This window comes from Streptomyces sp. NPDC057424, from assembly GCF_042803315.1.
Lineage (GTDB): Bacteria > Actinomycetota > Actinomycetes > Streptomycetales > Streptomycetaceae > Streptomyces.
In genome coordinates this window covers 46,188-64,697 of record NZ_JBHVCP010000033.1, presented here as the reverse complement: position 1 = coordinate 64,697, position 18,510 = coordinate 46,188, and the positions used below count along the sequence as shown (strand labels likewise).

Here is an 18,510-nt window from a genome sequence, read left to right as displayed (position 1 = left end):
CGGAGGAACCTGGCAGAGTAGAGGGGGGAACATTCCCTTCCCCCCACACGTTGGACAGGTGGAACCGGCGCAAGGAGGGCAAGCGCATGACGTACGACCGGCTGGTGTGCGGGAACTGCGCGTCCCCCGTGAACGAGGGCCGCTGCCCCGTGTGCCGCGCGAACCGCGAGCGGCTGCAGCAGGAGAACTTCCTCGCGGGCCTGAACCCGATGACTCTGATCGCACTGCTGACGGTGCTGATCGCCGCGGTGGCCCTGCTGGCGCACCAGACCGTGTAAGGCGGCGGGCAGCCGCACCCGGACATGACCGAGGGCCCGGAGCGTTTCGCTCCGGGCCCTCGGTGGTGCGCTGTGCGTACGGTCCGTACGGACGCGGCTACCGTCAGGCGGCAGCGCCGCCACTGCCGCCCACGAGGCGCGGCAGCAGACGGAAGCCGACACCGCCGGCGATCATCGTGGCGGCGCCGATCACCAGGAAGGTGGTCTGCGCGGCACCCGTCTCGGCGAGTTCCTGACCGTTGCCCTGGGCCTGCGGGGCCGGGGTGGAGTCCGAGCCGGTGTCGGTGAGGGCGGAGGAGCCCTCCTCCTGCGGCGAGGTGCCACCGTCGGGGTCGGCGTTGTTGCCGCCGCCGTTGCTGCCACCATTGCCGTTGCCGCCGCCGTTGCCGTTCCCGTTGCCCGGGTTCGTCGGGGCGTCGGTCGGGTCCTCGGTCGGCTCGGTGGGCTCGTCCGTGGGCTCCGGGTCCGCCGTCGGCTCGGGGTCGGTGGGCGTACCCGGGTCGGTGGGCGTACCCGGGTCGGTGGGCGTGCCCGGGTCGGTGGGCGTACCCGGGTCCGTCGGGTTCGGGTTCGTGGGAATACCCGGGTCGGTCGGGGCCGGGTCGGTCGGCTCGTCGTCGCCGGCGCTGACGCCGACACCGACGCTGACACCCAGGTCGAGAGCGGATGCCGCACCGGCGGCGGTCAGCGAGGCACCAGCGGCGATCACGGCACCGGCCGCTATCCGCGCGACACGGATCCGCGTCTTCTTCGTCATGTGGTTGCTACCCCCAGTAGCTCATCGTCATTAGGCAGCGCTCGGGGCTGTGCTCGACGGGGACAGCTGCAAGGAAAGGCCCCCGGTTCACATGCGCCCCAGAGACACGCATGCCGCGCTTAACCCTTCCCATTTTTCAAGAACACGTCAAGGCCGTTTGCAGCCGCCATGTCCAACTACGGGGGCTATGCCGGGAGTCTGAGCCTGTGAGTGTGATGTAAAACCCAGACATCCGGGCAGAGAGATGGCAACTGCCGCCGCCGCCGCGACAGTTGCCATGTCGACAAACTTACTTCTCCTGCTGCTTGCGCCAGCGAATTCCGGCCTCGAGGAACCCGTCGATCTCGCCGTTGAACACGGACTCGGGGTTGCCGACCTCGAATTCGGTGCGCAGGTCCTTCACCATCTGGTACGGGTGCAGGACGTAGGAACGCATCTGGTTGCCCCAGGAGTTGCCACCGTCGCCCTTGAGGGCGTCCATCTTGGCCTGCTCCTCCTGGCGGCGCCGCTCCAGCAGCTTGGCCTGAAGCACGTTCATGGCCGTCGCCTTGTTCTGGATCTGCGAGCGCTCGTTCTGGCAGGAGACGACGATGCCGGTGGGGATGTGGGTGAGGCGCACCGCGGAGTCGGTGGTGTTGACGCCCTGGCCACCGGGGCCGGACGAGCGGTACACGTCCACACGCAGTTCGGACTCGTCGATCTCGATGTGGTCGGTCTGCTCCACCACGGGCAGGATCTCCACGCCCGCGAAGGAGGTCTGCCGCCGGCCCTGGTTGTCGAAGGGCGAGATGCGCACGAGCCGGTGCGTGCCCTGCTCGACGGAGAGCGTGCCGTACGCGTAGGGCGCCTGGACGGCGAAGGTGGTCGACTTGATGCCGGCCTCTTCCGCGTACGACGTCTCGTAGATCTCGGTCTTGTAGCCGCGCTGCTCGGCCCACCGCAGGTACATGCGCTGGAGCTTCTCGGCGAAGTCGGCGGCGTCGACGCCACCGGCCTCCGCACGGATGTTCACCAGCGCCTCACGGGAGTCGTACTCACCGGAGAGGAGGGTGCGGACCTCCATCTCGTCCAGCGCCTTCTTCACGGCCGTGAGCTCGGACTCGGCCTCGGCGCGGGTGTCCGGGTCGTCCTCCTCCTCGGCCATCTCGAAGAGGACACCCAGGTCGTCGATGCGACCGCGCAGGGCTTCGGCCTTGCGCACCTCGGCCTGGAGGTGGGACAGCTTGCTGGTGATCTTCTGCGCCTCATCGGGGTTGTCCCAGAGGGACGGCGCGGCCGCCTGCTCCTCGAGCACGGCGATGTCTGCCCTCATCTTTTCGAGGTCCAGAACGGCCTCGATCGACTCCATGGTCGAGGAGAGGGACTTGAGCTCTTCGGATACGTCGACGACTGCCACGCCCTCCAGCGTAACGGCTCCGCCCGGCGGCCATCGCAGGGCGGCCGGAGCCGGCGGCTCAAGGAGTCTGCGGGGCCGAGTTCCTCGTGTCCTGGGGAGGTGCGCTGCCGTCGTCGCCCGACGACAGCCAGGCGCCGACGCCGATCGCCGCCGCGAGTGCCACCGCGCCCGCTCCCAGGGCCGCCCGGCGGCGCCGGGTCGCGGCACGGTTGCGGGCCGAGCCGGGGCGGGGGGCGCCCGGGGTGCGGGGAGCGCGGGCCGTGCCGTGGGCGCCGCCGGCCAGTTCGTCGGGGGCCGGTACGCGCATCGAGGTGTGGGTGTCCCGGTTGGAGTCGGCCGGCTTCGCGCCCGGCACCAGCGGGATCGCCCCGCGCCGCCGGACCCGCTCCCCGGCGGGTGCCGGACCGGCGGGCTGCTCCTCGCGGTCGGCCTCGTCCGCGGACTCGGTGTCCGGCTCGTCCACCTCCAGCGGCGGCATGCCCTCCAGCATCGGCAGCAGCTCCCGCAGCCGGGCTCCGAGCTCCGAGGCCCGCAGCCGGGAGGCCGGGGCCTTGGCCAGGCACTGCACGAGCAGCTGCCACAGCTCGTCCGGGATGCCGGGCAGCGGGACGACCGTCTCCGTGACGTGCCGGCGCAGGACCGCGCCGGGGTGGCCGCCGCCGAAGGGGGTGAAGCCCGCCAGCAGCTCGTAGAGGACCGTGGCGAGCGCGTAGATGTCGACGGACGCGCGCGGGGGCAGGCCCTCGACGATCTCCGGGGCGAGGTAGTCCGGAGTGCCGATGATCTTCGTGGCCTTGGTCCGGCGCGGGGTGTCGATGAGTTTGGCCACGCCGAAGTCGGTCAGCAGCGCGCGGTGGGAGCCGCCGGGGCCGAGCGGGCCCTGCATGTCCAGGAGCACGTTCTCCGGCTTGACGTCCCGGTGCACGACGCCCGCCGCGTGCGCGGCCGCCAGTCCGTCGGCGACGTCGGCCGCGATCGCGACGGCCGCCTCGGGGGCCAGGCGCCGGTCCCGGTCCAGCCGGGTGCGCAGGTCCGTGCCGCGGACCAGGTCCATGACGAGGGCCAGGTCGTTGCCGTCGACGACCAGGTCGCGCACCGACACGACGTGCGGGTGCTCCAGACCGAGCAGGGCGGTGCGCTCCTGGACGAAGCGTCCGACGAGTTCCTGGTCCGACGCGAGGTCCTCGCGCAGCAGCTTGATGGCGACGGGGCCCTCGGGGCCCTCGCCCAGCCACACCGTGCCGGCGCTGCCCCGCCCCAGGATCTGGTGGGCGGTGTACCGGCTGCCGATCTTCCGTGCCAAGGCTGCTCCTACCGACGCGTGTTGTCGCTAAAACTACGCGTCCGGAGAGCCAACCTTCACCGGGGAGGCGGAAATCACCCGCCAGGTGTCGACAAATCACCAACCCCGCAGGGCGGTTCCGGTCAGTTCGTGCCGGAACCGCTGCCGCCGAGCTTCTCGAACCAGCCGGTCACGGTACTGAACCAGTCGGTGAGCTGGTCCCAGTAACCCTTGGTGGTGCCGATCCACTCCTGGAGCGGGCTCAGCTCCCAGATCAGCCAGCCCGCGACGAACAGGATGATGATCGTGAAGAGGCAGCCCTTCAGGCAGCCGAGCCCGGGGATCCGCATCGGGTTGGCGCCGCGCTGCCGCGGCTGCCGGGGCTCGCGCTGGGGCCGCTGCGGCTGCTGGGGCTGGGCCGGCGGCGCGGGCGGGGCATAGCGCTGCGGCGGCTGGGGCCGCTGGGGCTGCGGGGCGTACTGCTGGGGCTGCTGCTGCGGATGGCCGTAGCCGGGCCCGGGCGGGGGTGCCTGGCGGCGCGGGGGCTGCTGCGGCCGGGCGACCTGGCGCTGGGGGCGGCGGCGCAGCGGGTCCTCGTTCGGGTCGAGGTACTGGACCTGTGTCTGCTCGTTGCGGTCGCGGGCCGCCCGCAGCTGGTTCTGCCAGGGGTGCGGGTCCTCGGGGCCGCCCTGCTGGCCGGGGTGGCCGGGCGAGCCCGGCGGCACCGGCGGCATGACGGCGGTCGGGTCGGCCGCGCCCCGGCCCGGCAGGACGGTGGTGGGGTCGGCGGCGCCGCCCGGGCCGCCGGTGTGCGGCATGACGCTGGTCGCCGCGTTCGGGTCGTACGAGCCGGCGCCCTGCGGGAGGACCTGGGTCGGGTCGGCCTCGCCGGACATGTCCGGCACCGGCGCGGGGGCCGGGTCGGGCACGAGGAGCATGCCGACGCCCTCGGCGGCGGCGATCTGCGCGGAGTTCGAGTGCACCCCGATGCCCTCGGCGACGACGCGCAGTCCACGGGCGAGGTTCTCGGCGCTGGGCCGCTCGTCGGGGTTCTTGCGCAGGCAGCGCTCGATGACCGTCCACAGCGGGTCGGGGACGGTGGACGGGCGGCGCGGTTCGGCGCTCAGGTGCTGGTGCAGCACTTCCAGGGCGGAACCGCCGGAGAACGGCGGGCGGCCGGTGACCAGCTCGTACAGCAGGATGCCGGCGCCGTAGATGTCGACGGCGGAGGTCTGCGGGCGGCCCTCGGCGGACTCCGGCGCGACGTACGCGGGCGTGCCGACGAACTCCTGGGTGCGGGTCAGCCCCGGGGAGTCGGCCAGACGGGCGATGCCGAAGTCGGTCAGCAGCGGGTGCATCCGCCCGTCGTACTGCTGGAGCAGGACGTTCGCCGGCTTGAGGTCGCGGTGGACGACGCCGTCGGCGTGGCTGGCGGCGAGCGCGTCGGCGATCTGGGCGGTGAGCAGGGCGGCGGCGACCGGGGTGAACGGCCCGTTCTCGCGCAGGTAGCGGTGCAGGTCGGGACCCTCGACGAGGTCCATGACCAGTGCCAGCAGCTCGCCCTCGACCACCAGGTCACGGACCCGGACGATGTTGGGGTGGGTCAGCCGGAGCAGGACGGAGCGCTCCCTGAGGAACCGCATGACGATGTCCGCGTCGCTGGCCAGCTCCTCCTTGAGGACCTTGATCGCGACGGTCTCGCCGGGCTGCCCCGGCACGGCCGCCTCGGCGCCCGCGGTCTCGCGCTGGCGGGCTCGCCAGACGGTGCCCGTGGCGCCGCGTCCGAGCGGCTCCTCGAGCAAGTACTTGCTGCCTACCGGCCGCACGTCATGCGCTCCCTGGTGCTTGCCTTGCCTGCTGGCCTGTCCGCCCCACTGTAGTGCCGGGCGGCCGAGGACCGGAGTGTCGTCTTTCTGTGGGTCTTACGTAGCGCCCCTCACTCCCGTTCGAAGGAAAGACGCTCACCTCGGTCTTGTGGTTGCCGGTAACGAACGTGACCGATCTCAAGCGGTCGCCTGTGGGGCTTCTCTCCGGCACTTTTGCGGGCAGAGCCGACCAATCAAGATCACCTTTTCCGGAGCGGGGGGCGCATTGTCAGGTGCAGGTGCGAGGATGCGTGCAGTACTGGCCGACGTGCTGGGGCGGGGTGGGGGACTCCGCGCCCGGGCAGAAGGGACCGCTGACGGCGATGCAGATCCGGCTGACCGTCGTAGATCCGCTGGGCCCGTCGGCGCCGGCGCGGGACCGCGCCCCGCGCAGCGACGTTCTGGTCACGGCCCCCGCCGGTACGGCGCTCGCCGCGGTGGCGTCGGCGCTCACCCAGGTGGTCTCCAGCGGTGACGGCTCGGGCACGCCCGTGCTGTACGCCGGGGAGCAGCGGCTGGACGCCCAGCGCTGCACGCTGGGCGAGCCCCCGCTGACCGACGGTGCCGTGCTGTCCGTGGGCGGGCCCGGGGAGCCCGAGCCGCATCCCGAGCTGGACGACGCCCCGGCCCAGCTCCAGGTCGTCGCCGGCCCCGACGCCGGCGGTGTCCACCTGCTGCACGGCGGCGAGATCCGCGTCGGCCGCTCCGCCGACGCCGACGTGCCCCTCGACGACCCGGACGTCTCCCGGCTGCACTGCGCGGTGACGGTGAGCGCGGACGGCCGCGTCGCGGTCGCCGACCTGGACTCCACGAACGGCACGACGGTGAACGGCGCGCGGGTGGGCGGCCGGCCGGTCCCTTTCGCACCGGGTGCGCTGCTGCGGTTGGGTGAGTCGGCCCTGCGGCTGGTCCCCGCCGGGGGGCCGGGGGGCCGGGTGGAGACGACGCCGGACGGGGAGGGGCACGTGCGCGTGGCCGGGCTCGCCGGGGACGGGGGATCCCACGCGCGCGTGGCGGATCCGAGACCGGCCGCACCCTCGGGCCCCACGCATCACGCCCACGGCTCGGCGGCCTGGGGCATGCCGGGTGCCTCGGGGTACGGCTCCGCTGCGCCGGCCGTGGTGCCGGGACAGGGTGGGGCGCCTCAGATCGAGAGCGGGGGCGCGAACCCGGGGCCCGAAGCGCCGCGGGGGCGGGGGCACAGCGGCGAGACCCATGCGGGAGACGGCCGGAACCAGACGCCGACCCGGGGCGCCGGAGGCGCGGCCCCTGCCGGAGACGGCCGGAACCAGACGCCGACCCGGGGCGCCGGAGGCACGCCCCACGCGGGAAACAGCCGGAACCAGACGCCGACCCGGGGCGCCGAGGGCGCGCCCCACGCGGGAAACAGCCGGAACCAGACGCCGACCCGGGGCGCCGAGGGCGCGGCCCCTGCCGGAGACGGCCGGAACCAGACGTCACCCCGGGGTGCGGCCCACGCGGGAGACAGCCTGAGGCAGGCGTCACACCGCAGTGCTGAGAGCGCGCCCCCTGCGGGAGACGGCAGGAGCGAGGCGCCGGCCCGGGGTGCCGGGGGTGAGGCGCATGCGCAGATGGTCGGCGAAGCCCGGCCGGGGGGGTCCTCCTCCGAGACGCCTGGAACGCGCACCGGGCAGTCCGGTACGGCGCACAGTGCCCCGCCCATGACTCCTCCCCCTGCCCCGGCACAGCCGGCGAGCGGCGCCGGGGACACGCACGTGGGGCGTTCCGGGATCGGGGCGTTCCGCGACGCGGCCCCGGACCGTGCCGGAACGGCGTACGACGCCGGGGACACGGACGGAACCGGTCTGCACTCCCGGGGCGGCGACGGACCGGCCGCTCCCGCCGGTGCCGACGACCCGGCCCTCGCGGACCAGCATGCCGGTCGTGGGCGCAAAGGCACTCCCCTGCGCGGCACCGACGTGCCCCCGGGGACGCGCAGGCGTGGCGGGCTCGGGGCGTGGGCCCGGCGGCTGGCCGGAGGGCGTGGCGAGCAGGCGGCGGACCAGCGTGAGGCCTCCGCGGACGACCCGGCCGCGGTGATGGCGGCGGAACATCACCCGGTGGTCGCGCCGGCGGTGCCGGAGACCTGGCCGGACCCGGCGACGCTGCTGCTCACGGCCCTGGGGCCCGGGCCGCGGCTGTGGGAGCGCGCCCCCGGCCACCCGGAGGCCCTCGCCGTGCGCCTCGGTACGGCCGACCGGGCGGCTCCGGACGGCTCCGGCCTGCTGCCCGCCGTGCCCGTCACCGCCGGGCTGCGCGAGGTCGGCGCACTGGGACTGGCCGGGCCGCGGGCGCGGCTGGCCGGGCTGGCCCGTGCCGTGCTGGCCCAGCTCACCACGCTGCACTCCCCCGACACGCTGGAGATCGTCCTGATCGCCGCGGACCGCTCCCGCCCTCTTGAGGAGCGCACCGCCGAGTGGTCCTGGCTGGGCTGGCTGCCGCACGTCCGCCCGGGGCACGGGCAAGACTGCCGGCTGCTCCTGGCCCACGACCGCGAGCAGGCCGCGGCCCGCACCGACGAACTCACCCGCCGCCTGGAGGACCAGCTCGCGGAGGCGGGTCCGCCCACCGGTGCCGAACCGTCCCCGGCCCGCTCCGTGCCGGCCCCCCGCCGCCCCGCCTGGGCCCGGGACGACGACACCGGCACCGGAGCGACAGCCGGTTTCCCCGGCCCGTACACCGTCGTGGTCGTCGACGGCGACCCCGGCGGCGCCGACCTGCGCAAGGCCGTGGCGCGGCTGGCGCTGGAGGGCCCCCGGGCCGGGATCCACGTCGTCTGCCTGGCCGAGACGGCCGCCGCCTCCCCGGCCTCGCCGGTGACGGAGACGTACGAGGCGGCCTGCGCGGTGGCGCCGGTGTTCCGGCAGTGCGGCGCGGTCGCGCTGCTCAGCGGCGACGTGGCGACGGCCCTGCGGCTGATGCGCGTCGCCCGGGCCGGCGGTGACGGCGCACCGGCCGGGCCCGTCGGGCACGGCACCGTCGCCACCGTCGACGCGGTCTCCGCCGCCTGGGCCGAGCGGTTCGCGCGGGCGCTGGCGCCGCTGCGGACGGACGGCCCGGCGAGCGAGCGCCAGCCGCGCGTCTCCGCACCGCTGCCGCAGGCGGCCCGGCTGCTGGACGAGCTGGGCCTGGCCCGGGCCACCCCGGCATCGCTGATGGCGCGCTGGGCGGACGCGGCCGACGACGCCGAGGCACTGGGTGGACGTGCGCGCGCGGTGCTGGGCGCCGGGCCGCGCGGCCCGGTCTGCGCGGACCTCGCGGTCCAGGGGCCGCATCTGCTGATCGAGGGCCCGCCGGGCAGTGGCCGTACGGAGCTGCTGCGGGCGATCGTCGCGTCCCTGGCCGCCGCCGAGCGGCCGGACCGCCTCGGCATGGTGCTGGTCGACGGCCGGGGCGGCCCGGGGGCGGGCGGCGGGCACGGCGAGGGGCTGCGGGTGTGTACGGACGTACCGCATGTCACCACGCTGCTCATGGCCCACGACCCGGTCCGGATGCGGGAGTTCGCGCAGTCCTTGAGCGCCGAGCTGAAGCGGCGTGCCGAGTTGCTCGGGCGGTCCGACTTCACCGAGTGGCACACCGGGCGCGAGCTGTCGGGCCGTATGGTCACCCAGCGCACGGCGACGGCCCGGGGCGGCGCCCAGGCCGACGCGGCCGCCGGGGGCGGGGCCGGCGACCTCGACTCCCCGCCCAGTTCCACCATCCGGCTGCGGCCCGGAGCGGCACGGCGGCAGTCGGAGGCGGCCGCGCCCCCGCTCCCCCGGCTGGTCGTGGTCGTCGACGACCTGGACGCGCTGGTGTCCCCGGCGCTCGGCTCGACCGGGCGGCCCGCGGCCGGGTCGGTGATGCGTGCGCTGGAGGCGGTGGCCAAGGAGGGTGACCGGCTCGGGGTCCATCTGGTGGCGGCCACCGGCCCGTGCGCCCGTACGGCGGAGACGGAACCGGCGCGCCGGGCCACCCTGCGCGTCACGCTCGACGCCCCCGCCCCGGGCCATGGGGGCACCTCCCTGTTCGAGCGAAGCCGAGAACTCGGGGGAGAGCCCGCGCCCGGGCGGGGCAGGCTGACCGGTGCGGACGGGCGGGTCACCCCGTTCCAGGGCGGGCGGGTCACCGGCCGGATCCCCCGGACTGCGACGCTGCGCCCCACGGTCGTCCCCCTGGAATGGCACCGCATGGGTGACCCCCCGGCCCGGCGTCCGGTGCGGGAGCTCGGAAACGGCCCGACCGACCTGGCACTGTTGGCCAGCGCGCTGGAAAGGGCGGCGCGGGAGGTCGCGGCGGCGAAGGTGCCGTCGCTCCTGTGACGGGGGACGACCTCCGGCGCCACCCGGCGTCATGCGGCCGCGTCCCTGGTCACGAGGGAGTCACGATCCCCCGCTTGACAGCCGACGCCATCTTGCCGCCCCCGCACACCCGGGCGTAGACCAGATCGCACGGGAGCGCGCTCGACGTTCGACGAGGAACGAAGAACGGGGCAGTCATGCGCATGACGAGCAGCACCATCCGGACACGCTGGTCGCCCAGGCGGGACACGGCGACCCCCCAGCACCGCAGAGCCACCAGGGCCGCGGCAGCCGTCGCAGCGGGAGCGCTCGCGCTCTCGCTCTCCGCCTGCGGAGGCAGCGACAACGACAGCGGTGGAAGCACGGGCGAGACCGAGGAAACCGGCAACAACGTCACCCTTCCGAAGCTGGACGGGACGAGCCTGGAGATCGCCGCCGTGTGGAGCGGCACGGAACAGGCCAACTTCAAGAAAGTCCTGGCGGAGTTCGAGAAGCGCACGGGCGCCGAGGTCACGTTCGTGCCCGCCCAGGACCCGATCATCAACTTCATCGGCTCCAAGGTGGCCGGCGGGCAGCCGCCGGACATCGCGATGCTGCCGCAGCCCGGCGCCATCAAGCAGGCCGTCGACCGGGGCTGGGCCAAGCCCCTCGGCGACGACGCCCTCAAGGAGCTCGGCGAGAACTACTCGCAGGGCTGGCAGGACATCGGCAAGGTGAACGGCACGCAGTACGGCGTCTACTACAAGGCCGCCAACAAGTCCCTGATCTGGTACAACAACCAGGTCTTCGAGAACGCCGGGGCCATTGAGCCCGAGACCTGGCCGGACCTGCTCAACACCGCGCGGACGGTCTTCGACTCCGGCGTCACCCCGTTCTCCGTCGGCGGCGCCGAGGGCTGGACGCTGACCGACTGGTTCGAGAACGTGTACCTCTCCCAGGCAGGGCCGGAGAAGTACGACCAGCTGGCCAAGCACGAGATCAAGTGGACGGACCCGTCCGTGAAGGGCGCGCTGACCACGCTCGCGCAGGTCTGGGGCAAGCCGGACTACATCGCGGGCGGGGCGAACGGGGCGTTGCAGACCGACTTCCCGGCGTCCGTCACCCAGGTCTTCACCGGCGGGGACCAGCCCAAGGCCGCCATGGTGGCCGCAGGAGACTTCGCGCAGGTCAACATCCCCTCCAGCATGAAGATCGGCACGGACGCGAAGGTGTTCCCGTTCCCGGCGGTCGGTGACAACGGCCCGGTGGTCTCGGGCGGCGACGCGGCCGTGATCCTGGAGGACACGAAGGGGGCGCAGGCCCTGGCCACCTGGCTGGCCTCGCCCGACGCGGCTCAGATCCAGGCCAAGCTGGGCGGCTACCTCTCGCCGAACAAGAACGTGCCGAACTCCGCATACCCGAACGCGGTGCAGCAGAAGATCGCCAAGGCGCTCATCGACGCCGGTGACGACTTCCGCTTCGACATGTCCGACCAGGCCCCGCAGGCCTTCGGCGGTACGCCCGGCAAGGGCGAGTGGAAGATCCTGCAGGACTTCCTGAAGAACCCGAAGGACATCGCGGGGACGCAGGCGAAGCTGGAGGCCGAAGCGGCCGCGGCGTACGGGAACTGACGTCATGACGCCGGTTCCGGCGGCAGGGGGCACCGAGCCCCCTGCCGCTCCCAAGTCGCGCAAGAGTGTGACCGGCACCCGCAGGACCGTCGCGGCGCTGTTCCTGCTGCCCGCGCTCGTCCTGCTCGGCGCGCTCGTGGTGTACCCGATCGGGTACTCGGTCGTGCGCAGTTTCTACGACCAGTCCGGTGACGGCTTCGCCGGAATAGACAACTACCAGGCCCTCTTCACCGACGAGGGCATCCGCACCGCGCTGAAGAACAACATCATCTGGGTGGTGTTCGCGCCGACGGTCGCGACGGCGCTCGGCCTGATCTTCGCGGTGCTGACCGAACGGGTGCGCTGGGGCACGGCGTTCAAACTGGTCGTCTTCATGCCGATGGCGATCTCGATGCTGGCGGCGGGCATCATCTTCCGCCTGGTGTACGACCAGGACCCGGACAAGGGCGTCGCGAACGCCGTGTGGGTGGGCGTGCACGACACGTTCTCCCAGGCGTCGGCGTTCCCGAAGGCCCACCCGGGCCGGGACTCGCCCCTGGAGCCGGCCGGCGGCGGCGCGTTCATCACCACCTCGCCCGTCCGCACCGGCGAGACGGTCGCACTGCCCCTGGTGGGCGTGGCGCCGGGCATGATGCCGGACGGCGCGAAGGCGGCCGCGGCACCGAAGCCGGAGCCGGACCAGGTCACGGGCACGACCTGGCAGGACTTCACCCGCGGCAAGGGCGTGGGCCGGCTCAACAGTGTCGACACCGGCGAACTCGGCTATGCCGGCATGAAGATCGAGGCCGTCAAGGACGGCAGGGTGGTGGCGTCGGCGACGGCCTCCGGCGACGGCACCTTCACGCTGCCGGCCTCGGCCGACGGGGCCCAACTCCGGCTTCCGGCGAGCAACTTCAAGGAGCCGTACAACGGCCTGGACTGGCTCGGCCCGTCCCTGGTCACCCCGGCCATCATCGGCTCGTACATCTGGATGTGGGCGGGTTTCGCGATGGTGCTGATCGCGGCCGGGCTCGCGAGCGTGCCACGGGAGCTGCTGGAGGCGGCCCGGGTGGACGGCGCGAGTGAGTGGCAGGTGTTCAGACGGGTCACGGTGCCGCTGCTGGCGCCGGTCCTCGCGGTCGTCGCCGTCACTCTGATGATCAACGTACTGAAGATCTTCGACCTGGTCTTCATCATCGCTCCGGGCTCCTCCCAGGACGACGCGAACGTCCTCGCCCTGGAGCTGTACCGCAAGGGCTTCTCCGAGAACCAGCCGGGCATCGCCAGCGCCATCTCGGTGTTCCTGCTGCTGCTCGTGATCCCGGTGATGTGGTTCAACGTACGCAGGCTGCGGCGGGAGGTGCGGCGATGAAGGCGAGACAGTCGCTGGGATCGCGGCTCGTCGAGAGGGTCGGCGGCGGGCTGCTGCGGGTGTTCCTCATCGTCGTCGCACTGTTCTGGCTGGTGCCGACGATCGGGCTGCTGCTGTCCAGCCTGCGTTCGCCGGAGGACATCTCGGCGAGCGGCTGGTGGAAGGTGTTCACCGAGCCCTCGCAGATCACCTTCGACAGCTACGCGAAGCTGCTGGAGAACGAAGACATCACCGGCTCCCTGCTGAACACGGTGTGGATCACCGTCCCGGCGACCCTGCTGGTGGTGATCATCGGCTCGCTGGCGGGCTACGCCTTCGCCTGGATGGAGTTCCCGGGGCGGGACTGGTGGTTCCTGGGCGTGGTCGGTTTGCTGGTCGTCCCCGTGCAGGTGGCGTTGATCCCGATCGCCGAACTCTTCGGCGGCATCGGCATCTTCGGCTCGGTGCTGGGCGTGGTGCTCTTCCACGTCGGCTTCGGCCTGCCGTTCGCGGTGTTCCTGCTGCGGAACTTCTTCGCGGAGATCCCACGCGAGCTGCTGGAGGCGGCGCGCCTGGACGGGGCGGGTGAACTGCGCCTGTTCTTCCGCGTCGTGATGCCCCTGGGCGGTCCGGCGATCGCCGCGCTCGGCATCTTCCAGTTCCTGTGGGTGTGGAACGACATGCTGGTCGCGCTGATCTTCTCGGACTCCGGGAGCCAGCCGATCACCGTCGCACTGCAGACGCAGGTACGGCAGTTCGGCAACAACATCGACGTGCTGGCACCCGGCGCGTTCATCTCGATGGTGGTACCGCTGGCCGTCTTCTTCGCGTTCCAGCGGCAGTTCGTGTCGGGTGTGATGGCAGGCGCAGTCAAGTAGAGGCCAGCACAGGGCAGTTGAAGGGGCGGGCCGGGAGTGGTCCGCCCCTTCCGCGTTCCCCCGGATGCCGTATCCACCGTAACCAAGTCGGCCCATCGGCCGTTCCCGGGCCGAACGCCCGCGCCGACCGATGGATGGCCTCTTGCCCAGGTTCAGTGTCATTGTCCCCGCGTACCAGGTTCAGGCGTACCTGCACGAGTGCCTCGAATCGGTGCTCTCCCAGTCCTGTCCGGATCTGGAACTGATCGTCGTCGACGACTGCTCGCCGGACGCGTGCGGCGCGATCATCGACGAGTTCGCCGCCCGCGATCCGCGCGTACGTCCCGTCCACCTGCCGGAGAACGTGGGCCTGGGCCGCGCGAGAAACGCCGGTGTGGCGCATGCGAGCGGCGACTACCTGCTGTTCCTCGACAGCGACGACACCCTCACGCCCGACGCGCTGCGGTCGATCGCCGACCGGCTGAAGGAGACGGGCGAGCCCGACGTGCTGGTCTTCGACTACGCGCGCACCTACTGGACGGGGGAGGCGATCCGCAACCAGGCGGCCCTGCAGCTCACCGAGCAGGGCCCGGCGCCGTTCCGCCTGGAGGACCGGCCGGGGCTGCTGCGGCTGCTGATGGTGGCCTGGAACAAGGCCTACCGGCGGGAGTTCGTCGAGCGGCAGGGGTTCGCCTTCCCGCCCGGGGTCTACGAGGACACGCCGTGGACGTACCCGGTGCTGATGACCGCCGAGTCGATCGCGACCCTCGACCGGGTCTGCGTGCACTACCGGCAGCGGCGGCAGGGCAGCATCCTGCGCACCACCAGCGAGCGGCACTTCGACGTCTTCGAGCAGTACGACCGGGTCTTCGCGTTCGTCGACGAGCGCCCCGGACTGGCCCAGTGGCGGCCGGTGCTGTTCCGCCGCATGGTGCACCATCTGACGATCGTGTACTCCCGGCGGGACCGGCTTCCCCGGGGCTCGCGCGCCGACTTCCTGCGCCGGGCCCGCGCCCACTACCGCCGCTACCGCACCCCCGGCGTGCCCGTCCCCCTGCGCTGCCGGGTCCACCACGTCCTGATCCGCTTCGGCCTGCACCGCACCTACCGCACCCTCCAGCTCACCTCGGCCCTGCACCGCGCCGCCGCCCGGGCCGGCGGGAGGCTGCTGCGGGGCGTGCGGTCCGCCGCCCTCAGGACCCACTACCGCCTCCAGCGCTGCCTGCCGCTGCGCGCCGACCGCGCCGTCTTCGCCGCGTACGACGGCCGCGGCCACGGCTGCAACCCCGGCGCGCTGGAGACCGCGTTCCGCGACCTCGCGCCACACATCCGCACGGCGTGGATCGCCCGCCGCGAGCACCACCACACGATCCCGCCCGGCCCGCGCCGCCTCGTCCCCGGGACGGCCGCCTACTGGACGGCGCTCGCCCGCTCCCGCTACCTGGTCAGCAACACCGGCTTCGACGACCGCCTGGCCAAGCGCCGGGGCCAGGTCCTGATCCAGACCGGGCACGGCACCCCGCTGGGCCACATCGGCCTCGACCTCCAGGAGCGCCCCGCGGCGGCCCGCGGCCGGGACTTCGCCAGGCTGCTGAAGAACGTCGACCAGTGGGACTACGTGCTCTCCGCCAACCGCCACACCACGCTGACCCACGAGCGTGTCCACCCCGGCCGCTACACCACGCTGGAGTACGGCTACCCCCGCAACGACGTGTTCCGCACGGCGACCCCGGCGGACGTGGCCCGGCTCCGCGCCTCGCTCGGCATCCCGCAGGGCGCGGTGGCGGTCCTGTACGCGCCGACCCACCGCGACTACCGCCGCTCCCAGCGCCACCCCCTCGACCTCCAGCGGATCGTGCGCCGCCTCGGCCCGCGCTTCGTCGTCCTGGCCCGCTCCCACCACGCCTACGACGCCCCGCTGACCAGCACCTGCGGCCGGGTCGTCGACGTCTCCGGCCACCCGAGCGTGGAGTCGCTGTGCCTGGCGTCGGACGCCCTGGTCACGGACTACTCGTCGCTGATGTTCGACTACGCCAACCTGGACCGGCCGATCGTGGTCCACGCCGACGACTGGGAGGCGTACGACGCGGCCCGGGGCACCTACTTCGACCTGCGTGACTTCCCGCCGGGCGCGGTCGCCCGCGGTGAGGACGAGCTGATCGACATCTTCGCCACCGGCCACTGGCGCGGCTCCCGCTCGGCCCAGCTGCGGGCGGCGTTCCGCGAGCGCTTCTGCACCTACGACGACGGCCGGGCCGCCGAGCGGGTCGTGCGCCGGGTCGTCCTCGGGGAGTCGGAGCTGCCGCCGGTCGTGCCGCTCGGCGAGCGCCGCCCGGTGCCCTCGCATGCGGCCTCTCTGACGCGTGAACCACTCACCACGGTGCCGCTGCCGACCGGTCCCCACGCCGTCATCGACAGCCTCTGACCACGGTTCTCACTCCGGGGAGTCCCATGCCCTCCAGCCCGTCGCGGCCGACACCCAGCCGGCCGCCCTCCTGGCGCCCGTCCGGGCGGCCGGGTCGCCCGCGCGCCGCGTGAGGCGGCCCGCCCCCGGCAGACCCGCCCCCGGCAGGCCCGCCACGAGCAGACCCGCCACGAGCAGACCCGCCTCCTGACAGAAAGAGCAGAATGCCCCGCTTCAGCATCGTCGTCCCGTCCCATGGGGTCGCGGGCCGGCTGTCCCAGGCACTGGACTCCGTCCTCGCCCAGTCGTTCGGCGACTTCGAGCTGATCCCGGTGTGCGACGCACCCGACGCACCGGCGGCGGACGTCGTCACCGGCTACGCCGAGCGGGACTCCCGGGTGACGCCGGTGCACTCGCCGCCGTCGGCCGGACTGGCCGGGGCGCGCAACACCGGTCTGCAGGCGGCGGTCGGCGGCCATGTGCTGTTCCTCGACGGCGACGACGTCCTGGCCCCTGGGGCGCTGGCGGCGCTGAACGCCCGGCTGAGCACGGTGGGCGATGTCGACGTCCTGCACTTCGAGCACGAGCGCACCCCCTGGTGGGAGGGCGAGCCGGCCAACCCGGCAGCGCCCCTGCTGGCCGGGACACCGCACGCCGCCTTCTCCCCCTGCCGGGCCCCGCAGCTGACGGGCGTGTCGCTCCCGGCGTGGAGCGCGGCCTACCGCCGGGCCTTCCTCACCGAACAGGGCATCAGCTTCCCCGGCGGCCACTTCACCGACGTCGGCTTCGGCGGACTGGTCGCACTGCGGGCGGAGCGGGTGGCGACCCTGCGCACGGTCGTCGTCCGGCATCTGCTGCGCCGGCAGGGCAGCCGGCTGGGTCTTCCCGGCGAGCACCACACCGAGCTGCTCGACCAGACCGAGCTGGTGCTGGCGCGGGCCGCGGAGCAGGACCTGCCGGCGGACCGGCTGACGCCGTTGTTCGAGCAGCTCTTCGCCGCCGTACTGAAGACGGCCGCCCACCCCCGGCGGCTGACGTCCGGACGCCGCGCCTTCTTCCGGCGGGCGGGCGTGCTCTACCGGCGGCACCGCCCCTCCGGCTACCGCACGCCCGGGGGCAGCCTCGGCGTCCAGCACCGGCTGCTCGCCTCCGGGTCGTACCCGGCGTTCCGCGCCCTGCGGGCAGCCAACCGGACGGCGCTGCGGGCCACCGCGCTGCTCCCCCGCCCGCGGGGGCTGCGCACCCGGCTGCGGTACGCGGCGGGCCTGCGCCTCCCGCTCGACCAGGACCTCGTCGTGTACTGCGCGTACTGGGGCCGCGGCTACGCCTGCAACCCGGCCGCGATCCACGCCAAGGCCCGCGAACTCGCCCCGCACCTGCGCGCGGTGTTCCTGGTGGAGCCGGACGCGGTGGGCAGCGTGCCGCCGGACGTGGAGTACGCGGTGATCGGCAGCCGGAAGTACTGGGAGGTGCTGGCCCGCGCCAAGTACCTGGTCAACAACGCCAACTTCGCCGACGCCGTGGTCAAGCGCCCCGGCAGTGTGCACCTCCAGACCCAGCACGGCACCCCGCTGAAGACGATGGGCGCCGACCAGGCGACGTACCCCGTGGTGGCCGCGGCGACCGGCAGCTTCGCCAGGCTGCTGGCCCGGGTGGACCGCTGGGACTACAACCTCACCTCCAACCGGCACTCCACCGAGATGTGGGAGCGGGCGTTCCCGAGCGCCCACGAGACCCTCGAGTACGGCTATCCGCGCAACGACGTCTACTGCACGGCGTCCGCCGAGGACGTCGCCCGCGTCCGGAAGGAACTGGGCGTCCCCGACGGCAAGAAGGCCCTGCTCTACGCGCCCACGCACCGCGACTACGCCACCGGCTTCGAGACGGGCCTGGACCTGGCGGAGTTCTGCGAGGCGATCGGCGACGACTACGTGGTGCTGCTGCGCGCCCACTACTTCTACGACCGGGGCTCCTCCCGGGGCGGCGGCCGGATCATCGACGTCACCGGGCACCGCTCGTCGGAGGACGTGTGCCTGGCCGCCGACGCGCTGATCACCGACTACTCGTCGATCATGTTCGACTACGCCAACCTGGACCGGCCGATCGTGGTGTACGCCGACGACTGGGACGTCTACCGGGAGACCCGGGGCGTGTACTTCGACCTGATGGAGCTCCCGCCGGGCCGGGTCGCCCGGACTCCCGGGGAGCTGGCGGCCGTCTTCCGCGACGGCTCCTGGGCGGACGAGTCCGCCGCCGCCCTGCGGGCCGCGTTCCGGGAGCGCTTCTGCCAGTTCGACGACGGGCGGGCCGCCGAGCGCGTCGTGCGCCGGGTGCTGCTGGGGGAGCCGCCCGAGTCGATCCCGCCCGTGGTCCCGCTCGCACAGCGCGTCCCGGCCCCCGCCGCCATCCTCGTGAGGAGCTGACCGAAGA

General features: G+C 73.3%; 12 protein-coding genes. 7 read left to right on the top strand and 5 right to left on the bottom strand.

Going from position 1 to position 18,510, the window contains the following annotated elements:
• Nucleotides 1–86 precede the first annotated feature (86 nt).
• Nucleotides 87–278, top strand: a complete 192-nt coding sequence (locus ACFU3E_RS24380) for a hypothetical protein (RefSeq protein ID WP_384161946.1) — start codon at nucleotides 87–89, stop codon at nucleotides 276–278.
• A 103-nt stretch (nucleotides 279–381) separates the two neighbouring features.
• Here the strand turns inward: ACFU3E_RS24380 and ACFU3E_RS24375 are convergent, their stop codons facing one another.
• The 4 genes from ACFU3E_RS24375 to ACFU3E_RS24360 form a co-directional block, all read right to left on the bottom strand.
• Nucleotides 382–1,035 (bottom strand): hypothetical protein, encoded by a 654-nt coding sequence (locus tag ACFU3E_RS24375; protein ID WP_384161943.1) that lies wholly within the window; start codon nucleotides 1,033–1,035, stop codon nucleotides 382–384.
• Nucleotides 1,036–1,324: 289 nt separating this feature from the next.
• On the bottom strand, nucleotides 1,325–2,431 hold the full coding sequence (prfB, locus tag ACFU3E_RS24370; protein ID WP_384161940.1) for a peptide chain release factor 2: 1,107 nt from the start codon (nucleotides 2,429–2,431) through the stop codon (nucleotides 1,325–1,327).
• Nucleotides 2,432–2,489: 58 nt separating this feature from the next.
• On the bottom strand, nucleotides 2,490–3,734 hold the full coding sequence (locus ACFU3E_RS24365) for a serine/threonine-protein kinase (RefSeq protein ID WP_384161937.1): 1,245 nt from the start codon (nucleotides 3,732–3,734) through the stop codon (nucleotides 2,490–2,492).
• Nucleotides 3,735–3,856: 122 nt separating this feature from the next.
• Nucleotides 3,857–5,539, bottom strand: coding sequence for a serine/threonine-protein kinase (locus ACFU3E_RS24360; RefSeq protein ID WP_384161935.1), 1,683 nt, complete (start codon nucleotides 5,537–5,539; stop codon nucleotides 3,857–3,859).
• 362 nt (nucleotides 5,540–5,901) lie between these two features.
• On the opposite strand from ACFU3E_RS24360, the gene ACFU3E_RS24355 reads away from it, so the two are divergent.
• From ACFU3E_RS24355 to ACFU3E_RS24335, 5 genes are all read left to right on the top strand, one after another.
• Entirely contained in the window at nucleotides 5,902–9,900 is a 3,999-nt protein-coding gene (locus ACFU3E_RS24355; protein WP_384162012.1) for an FHA domain-containing protein, read from the top strand.
• Nucleotides 9,901–10,076: 176 nt separating this feature from the next.
• Entirely contained in the window at nucleotides 10,077–11,489 is a 1,413-nt protein-coding gene (locus ACFU3E_RS24350) for an ABC transporter substrate-binding protein (RefSeq protein WP_384161932.1), read from the top strand.
• Nucleotides 11,490–11,493: 4 nt separating this feature from the next.
• Nucleotides 11,494–12,840 carry a carbohydrate ABC transporter permease gene (locus tag ACFU3E_RS24345; protein WP_384161929.1) on the top strand — a complete coding sequence of 449 codons (1,347 nt, stop codon included), beginning with the start codon at nucleotides 11,494–11,496 and terminating at the stop codon, nucleotides 12,838–12,840.
• A complete protein-coding gene (locus ACFU3E_RS24340; RefSeq protein WP_384161926.1) occupies nucleotides 12,837–13,697 on the top strand; it encodes a carbohydrate ABC transporter permease in 861 nt (286 codons plus the stop codon). Before ACFU3E_RS24345 ends, ACFU3E_RS24340 begins: the two co-directional genes overlap by 4 nt.
• Nucleotides 13,698–13,839: 142 nt before the next feature.
• A complete protein-coding gene (locus ACFU3E_RS24335; RefSeq protein WP_384161923.1) occupies nucleotides 13,840–16,101 on the top strand; it encodes a CDP-glycerol glycerophosphotransferase family protein in 2,262 nt (753 codons plus the stop codon).
• 9 nt (nucleotides 16,102–16,110) lie between these two features.
• On the opposite strand, the gene ACFU3E_RS24330 is transcribed toward ACFU3E_RS24335, so the two are convergent.
• Complete coding sequence (locus tag ACFU3E_RS24330) at nucleotides 16,111–16,272, bottom strand: hypothetical protein (RefSeq protein WP_384161920.1); 162 nt, start codon at nucleotides 16,270–16,272, stop codon at nucleotides 16,111–16,113.
• Nucleotides 16,273–16,304: 32 nt separating this feature from the next.
• On the opposite strand from ACFU3E_RS24330, the gene ACFU3E_RS24325 reads away from it, so the two are divergent.
• The gene (locus ACFU3E_RS24325) at nucleotides 16,305–18,503 is read left to right on the top strand and encodes a CDP-glycerol glycerophosphotransferase family protein (protein WP_384161917.1); all 2,199 of its coding nucleotides are present in this window, start codon (nucleotides 16,305–16,307) and stop codon (nucleotides 18,501–18,503) included.
• The last annotated feature ends 7 nt before the right edge of the window (nucleotides 18,504–18,510 follow it).